Below are 14,230 nucleotides of genomic sequence, written 5' to 3' on the forward strand. Positions count from 1 at the left end.
CTCAGTCCTTGGCCAGCTCCTGGCTTTCGCGAATCTCGTCTTCTTCGTCGGCCGCGAACAGCCGCGCCAGCTCTGCCCTCGCCTCTTGCGCGGTCTGGCGAATCCTGGCGGCATCGTCGGCCTGCACATGCTGGGCCCGCAGCACTTGCTCGTCATGCTGGCGAAACCTGCGAATCCGTGCCTGCGCCTGAGTTTCGCTCAGCCCCAGGCCCATCAGCGCCAGGCGGGTCATTTCAAGGCTTGAGTGGTAAGTCTCGCGCACTGCCGTGGCGCCGATCTCCACCAGCTTGTGCACGTGCTGGCGGTTGCGCGCACGGGCGATGATGCGCACATGCGGGTAGAGCCTGGCCACCAGCGCGGCGGTCTGGATATTGGTGTCGGGGTCGTTGGTGGCGATCACGAAGTATTCCGCCTCACCCACCCGCGCGGCATGCAGGATCTCCTGGCGCAGCGGGTCGCCGTAGAACACCGGCGCGCCGCCGAAGCTGCGTGACAGCTCAATGGTTTCGACGGAGGTGTCGAGCGCCACGAACGGGATTTTCTGGGCCCGCAACACCCGCGCGACGATCTGGCCCATACGACCCATGCCGGCGATCACCACGCGCGGTGCGTCGGTGTCGATGGCACGGTATTCGTCAGGCACCACCGGCGCGGGCTTGGGCCGCGAGGCCAGCCAGCGGCCGAAGAGCAGCATCATCGGCGGCGTCAGCGCCATCGACAAGGTAATGGTGAGCACCAGCACGTCGTGCAAGCGGGCATCGAACAGCCCTTGTTCAAGGCCCAGCTTGAAGACCACGAACGCGAACTCACCGCCTGCAGCCAGCACCATGCCCAGGCGTAGCGCACTCTGGCGTGACAACCCACCGGCAAGCCGGCCGATGCTCCAGAGGATCGGCAGCTTGGTCAGCAGCAACAGCAACGTCAAACCCAACACCAGCACCGGGCTTTGCAACAGCAGCCCGAGGTTGGCGCCCATCCCGACGCTCATGAAGAACAGGCCCAGCAGCAGCCCTTTGAACGGCTCGATCTGCGCCTCGAGTTCGTGGCGGTATTCCGAGTCGGCCAGCAGCAGCCCCGCCAGAAAGGCGCCCAACGCCATGGACACCCCGGCCAGCTCCATCAGCCAGGCGGTGCCGATCACCACCAGCAATGCAGTGGCGGTGGATACCTCACGGATGCCCGCCCGGGCCACGACGCGGAACAGCGGCCGCAACAGGTATCGCCCACCGACCACTACCACGGCAACGCTGCCGAGGATGCGCAGGCCATGCTCCAAAGTGCCCCCTTCGGCGGCCGGGGTGCTGCTGCCGGCCAGCAACGGCACTACGGCGATCAATGGAATGGCAGCGATGTCCTGAAACAGCAGGATGGCAAAGGCCAGCCGGCCATGGGGCGCGTTCAGCTCCTTGCGCTCGGCCAGGCTTTGCAGCCCGAATGCCGTAGAGGACAACGCAAGGCCCAGGCCCAGCAGCACGGCGCTGTTGAGCGGCTGGCCAAAGCCAAGCAAGGCGATGGCGCCGATTACCAGTGCGGTGAGCAACACCTGCGCAAGGCCGACGCCGAACACCGAGCGGCGCATCACCCACAACCGCCTGGGCGACAGCTCCAGGCCGATGATGAACAGCAACAGCACAACGCCCAGTTCGGAGATCTGTGCGATGTTCCGGGTGTTGCTCACCAGCCCCAGCACGCCCGGGCCAATCACCACACCGGCCAGCAGGTAACCGATGACCGCACCCAGTTGCAGGCGGCGCGCCAGCGGTACGGCAATTACAGCGGCGAGCAAAAAGACGACCGCGGCCTCGAGCAGATGGCTTTCGGCGGGCATGGACACTCCTTGTCTTTAAAACTAGAAACCGGCGGGGTCGACGAACTCGCGGATCTTGGCGATCACCGCCTGGATATCGAAGGGCTTGTCGAAGACTTCGGCGAACAGCTCAGGGCTGGCGCGGCCGATGCTGCCCTGCGCCCCGCTCATCAGCAGGATGGGCAGGTGCGCGAACGCCGGCCGGGCGCGTACTGCGCGGGCGAACTCGAGGCCGTCCATGATGGGCATCATGAAGTCGGTGATCACCAGCGCCGGGCGCTCGCGGTCGAGAACGTCCAGGCCTTTCTTGCCATTGCTGGCCTTGACCACCATGTACCCTTCATCCTCAAGGGCATACCCAAGGATATCGGCGATCAGGTACTCGTCATCGACGATGAGGATGGTTGACATGTCAAATTGACCTGGCTGGCATTAATGGCCCCTGCCCTGGGTAGCGCTACCGGTCAGCACTGCCTGGGCATCAGTGAAAGCCTTTTTCAGTTCCACACCTTGTTCGCCAATTACCAGTTCGCGAAGCGAAGCATCGTAGTCACTGTCTCTGATCTTCAGAATGGTGAGGCAACGCTTAAGTTCAGATTGATGCTCTACGAAACGCATCACCACGACGTTGTCGAGGATGCTCGACAGGTCAGGCAGTGGCGAATTGACCTCTGGCCCGAACAGGCTGCGCAGCTCGAAGGTGCCCATCACTGTCACGCCACGGCCGCGCAGTTCCCCAACCAGCACACTGAAGAAATCGCACAACCGTGCCGGATTGCTGGTCATGCGCGTCATGCCGCCGAAGCTGTCGATCAGGACTCGCTTGATGCCGTGCTTGTCTACCTGCGCGAGCAACCGCGCGGCGAGCGCGTCCATCATGCCCTCGGTGGCCGGGTGCCAGTCCAGGTGCAGTGCGCCGCTGGCCTGCAACGCCTCGAAGTCCAGGCCCAGCGAACGAGCCTTGGCGACCAGGCGCAGCGGCGGCTCATAGAAGCCGAAATGCAATGCCGGCTCTTCAGGCGTGCCGGCGCTGAGAAAGTGCAGGCCCAGAGTGGTTTTGCCCACACCCGAGGGCCCCATCAGCAAGGTCGACGAACACTTGGCGAGGCCGCCGTGCGTGAGCTTGTCGAAGCTTGGAATGCCGCTGCTGACCTGCTCGCCACTCCAGGAATCGAGGCTCGCCGGGCGGCTGTACAGGCTCTCCAGGCGCGGGTAGACCATCAGGCCATCGTCGGTGATCTCGCACTCGTGCAAGCCGGAGAGCGCCCCGCTACCGCGGGTTTTGCGCAATTGAATGCGGCGCACCGCCCGCGTGCCGAACAGCTCCTCGCCCATCTCGATGACGCCATCGACCATGGTGTGTTCCGGGCTGCCGTCGTCGAGCCGGGCACTGGTGAGGAACAGCACGGTGCAGCCAGCGAAAGCCGCATGGCCTTGCAGTTCGGAGATGAACTTCTTGGTGTCGATCTGCGAGTCGGCCCTGGACCGTGCATTGAGCAAACCATCGACGATCAGCACCGTCGCCTTTTGCCGGCTGATCTCGCGACGGAGCAGCTTGACTACCTCGTCCAGGCCCTCGTTTTCAAGGGTGTCGAAGGCGCTCACGAACTGAATTTCGGCACCGATGCGCCGTGGCTCGAAGAAACTCAGCGTGGACAGAAACTGGAACAGGCGCTCGTGCGACTCGGACAGCAGCGTCGCCACCAGCACTCGCCCGCCCTCGCGGGCGTGATAAAAGCCCAACTGATTGGCCAGGATGGTTTTGCCAGACCCCGGGCGACCCTGCACGATGTAGGAGGCACCGGCGACAAAACCGCCCTTGAGCAAAGCGTCGAGGCCCTCAATGCCGCTTTTGAGGCGTTTTAGCTTATCCAAAGTCTGCCCTGCCTATGAATGTGACATGAGCCGAGGCGAAAACGCCTGGAGGCCCACATGTTAAAGAGCGAAATTCTACCTCGCTTTTGGCCCGGTGGGGGAGCAATGTTTCCAAGGCATTGCAACCACCAACAGCGCCCGGCGGTCACAACGCAATACCCGCCATAGAAGGCCGCCATGAGTTTTTTGTTGTACGTTGCCCTGCTGGGGGCGCTGCTTTTGATGCTGGCGCTTGCCTCGGCTTATCTGCGCTGGCTGCCGGTGACCACCTCGGCGGTGTGCCTGGCATTTGGCCTGGCCATCGGGCCGGCGGGCGCCGCCCTGATCGATCTCGACCTTGCACGTGCAAGCCCCTGGTTCGAACGCCTGGCCGAGGTAGCCGTGCTGGTGTCGTTGTTCGGCACTGGCATCAAGCTGCGCCTGACCCTGGGGCGCAGCGCCTGGCGCGTTGCCTATTGCCTGGCGGGGCCTGTAATGCTGGCGACCATCGCCGGCGTGGCGGCCCTTGCGCACTTCGGGCTGGGCCTGGGGCTGGGAGTCAGCGTGCTGCTCGGCGCGATGCTGGCGCCTACCGACCCAGTACTGGCAAGCATGGTGCAAGTGAACAACGCTCAGGACGAAGACCGCGTGCGCTTCGGCCTTTCAGGCGAAGCTGGCCTGAACGACGGCACCGCATTCCCGTTCGTGCTGCTGAGCCTGCTGCTGATCGGCCAGCCCGGCGACAGCCAGCAGTGGTTCATGGGCTGGCTGCTGCGTGATCTGCTCTGGGCGCTGCCGGTAGGGATCGCGGTCGGCTACGGGCTGGGCCGTGGCCTTGGGCACCTGATGATCGCGCTGCGGGTGCGCCACGAAGACAGCACCCTCTCGCCCAATGATTTTCTCGCCCTGGCCTTGATCGCGGTGGCCTATGCCCTGGCCAGTGCCCTTGGCGGGCTGGGCTTTCTTGCAGTGTTCGCCGCTGGCGTAGGGTTGCGCCAGGCCGAGGCGCGCCTGAGCGCGTCGGAGGTGCCCGCCGAACACCTGGCCCGGCCTGTGCTGGCCCACCATGAACAGCCAGTGGACCAGGCGATCGTCGCCGACTTCGACGCCCTGGAAAAACCTCAGTTGGCCGCCGGCGTGATCATGGGTGACATCCTGGCATTCATCAGCCTGCTGGAGCGGATTCTCGAAGTGGTGCTGATCACCCTGCTGGGCACCCTGCTCTGGCGCTATTGGGACAGCCGCGCGCTGTTGCTGGGCGCGGGTTTGTTCTTCGTTCTGCGGCCAGTCTGCGTCTGGGCGCTCGGCGGCGGCCGGGCGTTGCTCAACGGCCACCAGCGCGCACTGCTGGGGTGGTTCGGCATCCGCGGTATCGGCACGCTCTATTACCTGTGTTACTGCCTGGACCACCACCTTGCGCCAGATGCAGCGGCGGTAGTGGCACCGCTGGCGCTTTCGGTGGTAGCGCTCTCGATCGTGCTGCATGGGGTCAGTACCCAGCCCCTGCTCGCCCACTACGCCAGGCGCAACCGCTCGACCGGAGGCGGCTCGAAGGGTTGAACTTGCAGCCCGCAGCGCTGACCGACGCTTATAAGCTCATAACCGTTCGTGAGGGAGCACCGCTGATGACCACCCCATTGCCACAGGCCCGCCACCTGCAATCCGCCCAGCGCGCTCCCCGACCCGAGCGTGAACTGCGCCAGCGCTACGATGCGGTACGCAGCCATAGCCTGGGCCTGGCTGCGCCACTGTCGGCCGAGGACATGGGCGCGCAGTCGATGCCTGATGCAAGCCCTACCAAATGGCACCTGGGGCACACCACATGGTTCTTCGAAACCTTCCTGCTGATCCCGCACCTGGCCGGTTACCAGTGCTTCGATGAGTCTTTCGGTTACCTGTTCAACTCCTACTATGAGGCGGTGGGCCCGCGCCAGCCCCGGCCACAACGCGGCCTGATGACACGGCCTGCCCTCAGCGAAGTCCAGGCCTATCGCGCCCATGTGGACGCGCACATGCAGGCGCTGTTGTCACAGCAGCTGGCAGAACCCGAGCGGGCGCTGGTCGAACTGGGCCTGAACCATGAGCAGCAGCATCAGGAGCTGATCCTGATGGACATCCTGCACCTGTTCAGTTGCTCGGCGCTCAAACCTGCTTACGACCCCGCCTGGCCTCGTGACGCTGGCGGCCGCGCCGGGCGCATGCGCCACCATACGGGCGCGCTGGTCGAGATCGGCCATGAAGGTGAGCAGTTCGCCTTCGACAACGAAGGGCCCAGGCACAAGGCTTACCTGGCACCGTTCGAAATCAGCGACCGGCTGGTGACCAATGGGCAGTGGCTGGCCTTCATCGGCGCCGGTGGTTATCGCCAGGCCGCGCACTGGCTCTCCGACGGCTGGGCCACGGTGCAGGCAAAGGGCTGGGAAGCCCCGGGCTACTGGCAACGTGTACCGGAGCACCCTGAGCACCTGGCCGAAGGCTGGTTGGCCATGACCCTGCGCGGCCTGGAGCCGCTGGACCTGGCGGCCCCCGTGACGCACCTGAGCTACTTCGAAGCCAGCGCCTATGCCAGTTGGGCAGAGGCGCGGCTGCCCAGCGAGGCAGAGTGGGAGGTTGCCGCGCGTGCCGGTTGGCTTGAACAAACCGACGATGTCGCCTGGCAGTGGACGCAGACGGCTTACAGCGCCTACCCGGGTTTCAAGACTGCCAAAGGTGCGGTGGGCGAATACAACGGCAAATTCATGTGCAACCAGTTCGTACTGCGTGGCGGCTGCCAATTCACGCCGGCTGGCCATTCACGCCACACTTATCGCAACTTCTTCCCGGCCGACGCGCGCTGGGCGCGCTCGGGCCTGCGCCTAGCGCGCGACGGGCGCGCCAATGCGCTGCAGTCGGTACCCACTCCAGCCGCCGCAACTGACCCACTCGCAGGTTTTCGCCAGGATGTGCTGGCGGGCCTGAGCACCACGCCCAAGGCGCTATCACCCAAGTATTTCTACGACGCCCGCGGCTCGCGGCTGTTCGAAGACATCTGCTGCCTGCCTGAGTACTACCCCACACGTGCCGAGGCCGGCCTTTTGCAGCGCATCGCGCCAGCATTGGCTGCGCTGATCCCGGAAGGTGCCGCATTGGTCGAATTCGGCAGTGGCGCGAGCGAAAAGACCCGCCTGCTGCTCGATGCAGCCCCTCAATTGGGCGCCTACGTGCCGGTGGATATCAGCGAAGACGCGCTCGAGCGGGCCAGCCAGGCGCTGCGCCTGAGCTACCCACGGCTGGAAGTTGCGCCACTGACCGGTGACTTCACCCAGCCGCTCAGCCTGCCAAGCGCTGCCCGAGAGCGGCCGCGTGTCGGGTTTTTCCCAGGTTCGACCCTGGGTAATTTCGTCGAGGAAGATGCCATCGCCTTTATGCGTGCGGCCCGCCAGTCGCTTGGCCGCAACGCGTGTTTCATCGTCGGCGTGGACATGCTCAAGCCTGTATCCCTGTTGGAAGCGGCGTACAACGACCGGCAAGGTGTAACGGCTGAGTTCAACAAAAATCTGCTGGCGCGGATCAATCGTGAGCTGGGCGCGAACTTTGACCTCGACGCCTTCGACCACCAGGCGCGCTGGAACCCTGAGCATGAACGCATCGAGATGCACCTGGTTGCCCGCACCGCGCAGCGAGTTACGCTGGCTGGGCGTACGTTCACCTTCGCTGAAGGCGAGAGCCTGCACAGCGAAAACTCGCACAAGTTCAGCGTGGCCAGGCTCAGCGAGCTGGCCGCACGCGCCGGGTGGAAGGTGAGCGAGCACTGGCTCAGCGAGGCGCCACAGGTGGGGATGTTCTGCCTGCGCTGAACTTTCATGGAATTTTTGTGACAACCAAGCCTCTGTTTGCATGGATTAGCAATGGAGGCTCTTACTGCAATGGCTGCGCAATTGTTCGTTATCGACTACACCTTGCACGGTGCGCCGAAATCTTTCGTCATTCGCGCCGATCGCATGGACAACCAGGAAGCCTGGCACTGGGCAAGCTGCGACGCCGGAATCGGCCGGATCGCGCGTTTTGGCCGTGAGCGGGTACAAAAAACCAGCGTACCGGTGGCTCAGCAATACGGCATTGAAAGGGTCGCCTGGCGCCGCGCTTGAAGTGGCTCATCGCGGCGTTCGAAGCAGGGCTTTCCATGTGGCCAGCATTTTGCCACACTGCGCCTGCGCCGAGCGCCGCGGATGCTCAAGCCAGGCCAAGGCAAGCCGATAGCAAGGCTGAGGCGCTTGATCTGTGAATGCTCTACGCAGGGTTAGGTGGTGCGAGCATTGAGGTAGCCCAGGCAGTTCTGGCGCAGGCAGGCATTGAAGCTTCCATCGAGGTGGTGCCTTGGACCTGCGCCTGTGGCCCCGCCCAACACCAGGACACCGTGTTGATCTATTCCAGCTCCCGCATTCCCGAACGTGATCCCCTCCTCCCCTTGGCAGGTGCCACCGCGCACCCCTGGCAGTGACCGTGCGCACAGAGCCGAACCAGGCACCCGTCAGCCAGCCCCTGGGGCGCCGCCTGGTATTGGCGACTCTGGTCTTCTGCCTGCTGTACACCGGTGTCACCGTTGCGGTGCGCAGTTGGCATGCCTGGAGCACGGGCGTCGCTGCCATGAACGCAGAGCTCGAATTGATCGAGCAGGTGTTTCGTGGCCCGTTGGCGCGTGCGGTATGGGAGCTGGACCACGACAATCTGGATACTCAGCTCGACAGCGTCGCAGAAGCCCCGCCGGTGGGCCGCCTGGTGCTGAGCGTGCCACGCCCCGGCAGAGCCGACGAACAGCATGTTCGCCAGCGTGCAGGCTTCACTCAGCCAGGCAGTGCGCCCGTGCTGTTGCGCGAACTGGCTATTGCACCCTGGCCCGGCGCACATCAGGTGGTGGGCACCCTGCGCCTGGAAGGCGACCCCGCCCTGCTGTGGCAACGCCTGTGGCGTGAGCTGCTGGGCATCCTGCTGACGCAGCTTGTGCAGTCGCTGCTGCTGGCCGGGCTGATCATGGCCATCTTCAACCGCCAGGTGACAGTGCACGTGCGCCACATGGCTCGCCACCTGGGCGAAATGGGCCCGGAAAACCTCAGCCAGCGCCTGCGCCTGAACCGGCGCAAGGTGCGCAACGATGAGCTCCACCTGCTCGAAACCCGCATCAACTCACTGCAGGAAAGCATGGCGGAATACCTTGAGCGTCACCGCCTGGCCGAGCTGGCGCTGGCCGAAAGCCGCGATCAGTTGGCCAACCAGGTTGCCCAGCGCACGGCCCAGTTGCAGGAAGCCAACCTGCGGCTCGAGCACCTGTCACGCCACGATCCACTCACCGGCCTTGCCAACCGCCGCCAGTTCGACGAACTCAAGGAACAAGCGTTTCGCCGCGCGCTGCGCGATGGCCAGCCCCTGACCGTGCTGATGTGCGATGTGGATTTCTTCAAGCGCTACAACGACAGTTACGGGCATGCTCAGGGCGACGATTGCCTGCGCCAGGTGGCGCACCTGCTGGCGCAGAGCTTTGCCCGTGCAGGTGAAGTCCCGGCTCGGCTGGGCGGTGAAGAGTTTGCAGTGCTGCTGCCAGGCATCGATGCCGAACAGGCGCAGGTGGCAGCCGAGCGCCTGCGCGCCGGGCTTGCCGACTTGCGCCTTCCCCACGTCGGCTCGCCCATCTCGCCTTGGGTAACGCTGTCGGTAGGCATCGCGCAGCTCGATGCGGGGCTTACGCACTTCGACCAATTGCTGCAACGCGCCGACCAGGCTCTGTACCGCGCCAAGAGTGATGGCCGCGATCGGGTCGGCCAATGGCTCGGCGGAGGTGCCGGATGAAGCGAAGCGTTCAACGCATGCTGTGCCTGCTGGCAGTGTGGGCCGCGGCCACCTGCGCCCAGGCACAGACTCTGGAGCTGGTAACCGAAGAGTCTTCGCTTGCCTACATTCAGGATGGCGAAGTGGCAGGCCCGGACATCGACTTCGCCAAGGTACTGATGGCCAAGGCCGGTATCAGCGACTTCCACATCAGCCTGTTGCCCTGGGCCCGTGCTTATGACCTGGCGCTCTCGGGCAACGCAGTGATGATCTTCCCGATCATCCGAACGCCGGCCCGTGAGAGTTCCTTTCACTGGGTGGGCGAGTACGACCGTACCGTGCCGACGCTCTACCGCCTTCGCGGCATGGGCAAGCCGCCGGTGGCGCATCTGGAGGATGCCCGCGAGCTGAGCGTGGCAGTGGTGCGCGACGACGTGCGCGAACACTACCTGCAGGCCAATGGCTTTACCCGCCTGTTGCAGACCGCCAACGGCAGCGAGGCCTTCCGGCGACTGATCAATGGCCAGGCCGACCTTGTCGCGATGAGCCCCAGCGAAGTGAGCCGCCGCTGCGAGCTGGAAGCGTTCGATTGCACCGCACTGGAAGCGGCGCTGCCGCTGAATGAAATCGCGGCAGGGCTCTATCTCGCGCTGAGCCGGAACACAGAGCCTGCAATGGTGGTCACAATCACCAGAGCGTTCAACGCGCTCAAGGCCCAGGGCGCGCTGCCACACCGCCCGTGACTGACAGGGAACGCCTATGCCCCAGCTGACCAAACATCGTGCGACCATCCTCTGCTGGCAAGGCGACAAAGTTTTGCTGGTGCGCAAGCCCAATGCGAAGTGGAACCTGCCCGGCGGCAAGCTGGAAGCGCGGGAGACGCCCGAGCAGGCTGCGATCAGGGAACTGGCTGAAGAAACCGGCATCAATGCTGCCGCGCTCGGGTTTCTTGACCAACGTGCGGTCAAATCGACGCAGCATTACGTTTTCGAAACGCACCTGCAGCCGGACCAGCAGGCAGTCGCGCTGAACGAGATAGCCGACTGCCGCTGGTTCAGCCAGCACGAGTTGCTGGAGGAACGATTGAACAAAAGCGCGCTCGCCTTACTTGGCGTTACCGTCTGAGCCACAGGCAGAAAAGCTGGTCGGCTTGCCGTCCTTGTTGTTGGTGCGCTCGAACCATTCCTGATTCGCGCGCAGCTCTGCGCGCAACTCCGCCACCAGGTTGTTGACCGCACGAATACTGACCAGCTCGGTGGTCGGCACGCCTACGTGCAGCAGGTCCACCTGGCCGGTGACCGAATCCCACACTTCGATGGTCATCGTGCCGCCAGGGCGAATGTCGCAGTGGCAGTTCAACGGCAAGAAACTCGACTCGATGATTCGGCGCAATTCAGCGTTGGGTATCACAGGCGCTCTCCAAGGGAATATCGGTGGCCATGCTCGATAGACGCCGCCATTTCGGTAGCCGTTCCACCGAAATGACGATCAAAAGCGTCAGAAACCCGCCAAGCACGCCGTTTCGACCTCACATTTGCAATGTCGATGCCTAACTACGCAACGGAATGGTTTCAGCTGACCAACTGTCATCCATGGTGCTCCTGCGCCGGAGTGCCCAGGGCCGCCAAGGCTGGCTGATCGTGGTCGAAGACGAAGTCGGTTTCGCGCAAGGTTTGCCGGTAATCGCCCGCCAGGCTCACTTGGAAACTGTGGCCATCGCTGTCGGCCTGGTTGTTGCGCAGGTAGGTGCGGTCCAGGCTCTGGTTGTAGGTCACGCTCAAGGTGTGGTTGTTGCCGTTGCCAAGCCCGGTGAAGCCCAGGGCTGCAACATCGATGCGGTCCACGCCAACGGTGAAGTCGGTGATCAGGTCGCTGGTACCGTTGCCGCGGTAGCTGTCGCCGATGGCCTGGTAAAGGAACGTATCGGCACCCGAGCCGCCCGTCAGCACGTCGGCCCCCGCTCCGCCGATCAATACGTCGTCGCCGGCACCGCCGTCCAGCTGGTCGTTGCCGCCCAGGCCTTCCAGGCGGTCGTCGGTCCAGTCACCGAACAGCTGGTTGGCTTCATCGGTGCCCACCAGATGTGCGTTATCGAATGGCTGCGAGGTGGTCACCGCCTGCGCGTCCCTGGCCGGGGCAAACAGCACGCTGTAGGCGTTGAGCTCGTTGGCGTGATCGCCCTTGAGCAGGATCTCGAAGCGATCACCATTGGCGTCGGCTTCCAGCGACTTGAGCGCAGTCATGGTGCCAGCCTGATTCAGCACGACCTTGAGCGTGCCACCGTAGCCATTGCCAAGGCCCGTGAAGCCCAGCGCACTGACGTCGATCTGGTCGTGGGCATTGCCGTTGAAGTCGGTGATCAGGTCGCGGCCGCTGTAGCTGCCGGTCAGGTCATTGCGCACGCTGTCGCTGATGTGGGTGTAGACGAAGGTGTCGGCGCCGCTGCCGCCGGTCAGGATGTCGCCACCCTTGCCGCCGATGATGCGGTCATCGCCCGCCCCGCCGTCCACCGTGTCACGGCCGTCTCCGGCTTTGATGGTTTCACCGGCATCGGTGCCGGTGATGATGTTGTTGTGGCGGGTGCCAGTGATCAGCGGTTGCAGGTTGGCGTCGCTGAAGCTGTCGCGGTAGTCGCCTTGCAGGCCGACTTCAAAGCGGTGCCCGCTGCGGTCGGCGTCCAGGCTGCGCAGCCAGGTCACCCCGTCGCTGAAGCTCAGTTGCAGCGTGCCGCCGTGGCCGTCGCCGAGTTTGCTGAAGCCGAGGCTCGCGGCATCGACCACATCGCGCTGGGTGTCGAAATCGGTGATCAGGTCGCTGCGGCCCTGGTAACTGTCGCTGATGCGGTCGAAGCGGAACACATCGCTGCCGGTGCCGCCGGTCAGCACATCTGCGCCAGCGCCGCCGACCAGTACATCATTGCCGGCACCGCCCGAGAGCTGGTCGTTGCCGGCACCGCCCATGATCAATTCGTCCTGGCGCCCGCCGTCGATGGTGTCTGCGCCGGCAGTGCCTTGCAGCACCAGCCCGGCAGGGTTGTTGTTCACCTGGCTGCCAGGGCTCTGCACCAGCAGGTCGCCCTGGGTGGTGTGGTTGATGACGTTGCCAAAGGCCAGTGTGCCGCTGACCTGGCCGCTGGTGGGGTCGACTTCGGCGATGCCGTAGGTGGCTGCGCCGCCGCCGGTGATCAGGTTGTCATAGATGAAGTTCTTTTCAGCGGCCTGGCCTTCCTGGCCGCGCACGGTGATTTCGGCCACCGATGCCGCCTGGGCATTGCCGTAGATCGTGTTGGATGCCACGTTGATGTGCGAGCTGCCCTGCAACTCCACCGCCGAGCTGCCGTTGCCATGCAACTGTACGTTGTTCACGCCGCCGTATTCGACACCGCGCACGCGAATGCCGTCGGCACCATTGCCGGCGACTTCGCCGCTGATGACGTTGACGAAGCCATTGCCGGCCTTGCCGTCACGGTGCAGATCGATGCCGTCGCCGCCATTGCCAATGCTGTCGTTATCGGCCAGGGTCAACGGTTGGCCGCCGACCACCACATCGAGGCCGTTGCGGCCGTTGTTCACGGCGCGGTTGTCTTGCACGGTCGCGCCGGTCAGGTCGCTCAGGGCGAAGCCATCGAGGCCATTGCGCAGCGCGGTGTTATTGCCCAGGTACAAGCCCATGGCGCCGTGGGTGGCGGTGAACCCTGTGCCGCTGGCATCGTGCACGGTCACCCCATCGACGCGCAGGCTGCTGCCCTGCAGGCTCAACCCGGTCACATTGCCCTGGGTGTTAGCGCTATTGCCATCGATCTGCAGGTTGGACACCCCTGCGCCAGTCGCCGAACTCGAACCCACCGCCACCACCGACAGATCACCCTGCGAGCCATCGGCCAGCTTCAACGTGCTGGCACCCAGGCCAGAGTCGACCAGAGTCACGCCCGACAGCAGCTTCAGCGCAGCGCCGTCACCATTGCCATCGCTGACCAGCCAGGTGCCCTCGGGGACGACAACACGCCCGCCTCCGGCTGCGGCGGCTGCGTTGATCGCCTTCTGAATCGCCTGAGTGTCGTCGGTCTGGCCGTCGCCCTTGGCGCCATAGGCAGTGATGTCGTAGAGGGTGGGTGTCATCGGGTCGCTCCTGTAGGTTGATCAACCGCTTGAAGCGCTTGGACCTGAAGATTGTCGATTTGTTGACGCACAGGCGCAGGGTTCCGACGAAGGGTGTTGGGAACTTGGCGAAGCCTGCGTCGGCGGGGCGAGTTCCTAAACATCTGTAGGATTTTTCACTTCGACTCCCAGACCTGGAGATTGCCCTCGCGAGCTGCGCTAAGGTAGCGCCCTAGCCTCTCCTGTGAGTATCGCCATGCCCCCGTTGCAACGTATCACCTGGCTTGCCCGCGGTGCCCTCGCGCTGGTGTTCGCCTGGCATGGGCTGGTGCCCAAGATCCTGTTCCTCAGCCCCGGGGAGGTGCAGATGATCCAGGCTCATGGGCTGGCCGAACCGCGTTGGCTGGCGATGGGTTTCGGAGTGCTTGAGGTAGGCATCGCGCTGTGGCTGATCAGTGGGATTGCCCGGCGGCTATCGCTGCTGGTGTGTGCAGCGATGCTGCTGGGCCTGCTGGTGGATGTCGCCGTGGTGTTGCCAGGCCTGCTGGTGCAGGCGTTCAACCCGGTGAGCCTGAACCTTGCGTGCCTGGCCTTGTGTGCGGTGGTGTGGGTGGCCGAGGGGCACCGGCTCGGTGGCAGAGGCGCCATTGCGTCGCCCGGCTAGCCTGCC

At 64.3% G+C, this 14,230-nt stretch carries 12 protein-coding genes; 7 read left to right on the top strand and 5 right to left on the bottom strand.

Features of this window, described 5'->3' with window-relative positions:
- Position 1: 1 nt before the first annotated feature.
- Genes LN139_RS10510 through LN139_RS10520 form a run of 3 tightly spaced genes read right to left on the bottom strand, consistent with a single transcriptional unit; the run spans position 2 to position 3,682 of the window.
- Complete coding sequence (locus tag LN139_RS10510; protein ID WP_236359835.1) at positions 2 to 1,828, bottom strand: monovalent cation:proton antiporter-2 (CPA2) family protein; 1,827 nt, start codon at positions 1,826 to 1,828, stop codon at positions 2 to 4.
- A gap of 21 nt (positions 1,829 to 1,849) precedes the next feature.
- Positions 1,850 to 2,218 carry a response regulator gene (locus LN139_RS10515; protein WP_236359836.1) on the bottom strand — a complete coding sequence of 123 codons (369 nt, stop codon included), beginning with the start codon at positions 2,216 to 2,218 and terminating at the stop codon, positions 1,850 to 1,852.
- A 21-nt stretch (positions 2,219 to 2,239) separates the two neighbouring features.
- Entirely contained in the window at positions 2,240 to 3,682 is a 1,443-nt protein-coding gene (locus LN139_RS10520) for an ATPase domain-containing protein (RefSeq protein ID WP_236359837.1), read from the bottom strand.
- Between the two features lie 177 nt (positions 3,683 to 3,859).
- Between LN139_RS10520 and LN139_RS10525 the strand changes: the two genes are divergently transcribed.
- The 6 genes from LN139_RS10525 to LN139_RS10550 all read left to right on the top strand — a co-directional run bounded on the left by LN139_RS10525 (position 3,860) and on the right by LN139_RS10550 (position 10,588).
- Positions 3,860 to 5,221: a cation:proton antiporter gene (locus LN139_RS10525; RefSeq protein WP_236359838.1), complete on the top strand. Its 1,362-nt coding sequence runs from the start codon at positions 3,860 to 3,862 to the stop codon at positions 5,219 to 5,221.
- 65 nt (positions 5,222 to 5,286) lie between these two features.
- A complete protein-coding gene (gene egtB, locus LN139_RS10530; RefSeq protein ID WP_236359839.1) occupies positions 5,287 to 7,497 on the top strand; it encodes an ergothioneine biosynthesis protein EgtB in 2,211 nt (736 codons plus the stop codon).
- 51 nt (positions 7,498 to 7,548) lie between these two features.
- Positions 7,549 to 7,788 (top strand): DUF6555 family protein, encoded by a 240-nt coding sequence (locus tag LN139_RS10535; protein ID WP_236359840.1) that lies wholly within the window; start codon positions 7,549 to 7,551, stop codon positions 7,786 to 7,788.
- Between the two features lie 355 nt (positions 7,789 to 8,143).
- Positions 8,144 to 9,484 carry a GGDEF domain-containing protein gene (locus tag LN139_RS10540; RefSeq protein ID WP_236359841.1) on the top strand — a complete coding sequence of 447 codons (1,341 nt, stop codon included), beginning with the start codon at positions 8,144 to 8,146 and terminating at the stop codon, positions 9,482 to 9,484.
- Positions 9,481 to 10,206: a substrate-binding periplasmic protein gene (locus LN139_RS10545; RefSeq protein WP_236359842.1), complete on the top strand. Its 726-nt coding sequence runs from the start codon at positions 9,481 to 9,483 to the stop codon at positions 10,204 to 10,206. The genes LN139_RS10540 and LN139_RS10545 overlap by 4 nt, the downstream gene beginning before the upstream one ends.
- Before the next feature lie 16 nt (positions 10,207 to 10,222).
- A complete protein-coding gene (locus tag LN139_RS10550) occupies positions 10,223 to 10,588 on the top strand; it encodes an NUDIX domain-containing protein (protein ID WP_236359843.1) in 366 nt (121 codons plus the stop codon).
- Here LN139_RS10550 and LN139_RS10555 read toward each other — a convergent pair.
- Positions 10,568 to 10,873: a DUF1652 domain-containing protein gene (locus LN139_RS10555; RefSeq protein ID WP_268944851.1), complete on the bottom strand. Its 306-nt coding sequence runs from the start codon at positions 10,871 to 10,873 to the stop codon at positions 10,568 to 10,570. The two genes, LN139_RS10550 and LN139_RS10555, sit on opposite strands and share 21 nt — an antisense overlap.
- Positions 10,874 to 11,049: 176 nt before the next feature.
- Positions 11,050 to 13,581: a M10 family metallopeptidase C-terminal domain-containing protein gene (locus tag LN139_RS10560; RefSeq protein WP_236359845.1), complete on the bottom strand. Its 2,532-nt coding sequence runs from the start codon at positions 13,579 to 13,581 to the stop codon at positions 11,050 to 11,052.
- Positions 13,582 to 13,816: 235 nt separating this feature from the next.
- Between LN139_RS10560 and LN139_RS10565 the strand changes: the two genes are divergently transcribed.
- Positions 13,817 to 14,224, top strand: coding sequence for a DoxX-like family protein (locus tag LN139_RS10565; protein ID WP_236359846.1), 408 nt, complete (start codon positions 13,817 to 13,819; stop codon positions 14,222 to 14,224).
- Positions 14,225 to 14,230: the final 6 nt, after the last annotated feature.

The organism is Pseudomonas sp. KNUC1026, from assembly GCF_021650705.1.
Classification (GTDB): domain Bacteria; phylum Pseudomonadota; class Gammaproteobacteria; order Pseudomonadales; family Pseudomonadaceae; genus Aquipseudomonas.